The 271-nt window shown below is 64.9% G+C and carries 1 protein-coding gene; it reads left to right on the top strand.

Annotated features, from left to right (window positions below; genetic code table 11):
- The coding region (locus AAEY55_RS18340; protein ID WP_350552683.1) for a collagen-like triple helix repeat-containing protein at nucleotides 1-271 on the top strand (271 nt) is incomplete at both ends.

Raw genomic sequence — 271 nt, forward strand, 5'->3', positions numbered from 1 at the left:
GGTGTCGCCAACACTGGCGCCACCGCACCACTCGCCACCGTATCCACCACTGTCGGCGCCGCCTTGAACCCCGTGACCTCCGGCGTCACCACACTGACGCAAAACGTAGGTACCACCACCGGTATCGGTACTCCGGTGGACGGTTTGGTGACTCAAGTCGGCGGCGCAGTCAGCAGCTTGGGTACCAACCTGACGGCAGCCAATGCCAGCCCGATCACCAACGCGGTAGGCACCACCGTCACAGCGGTAGGCGGTACGGTAGCCTCGGTGG

It is taken from the genome of Pseudoalteromonas sp. 120-MNA-CIBAN-0494, assembly GCF_040308885.1.
Lineage (GTDB): Bacteria > Pseudomonadota > Gammaproteobacteria > Enterobacterales > Alteromonadaceae > Pseudoalteromonas > Pseudoalteromonas nigrifaciens.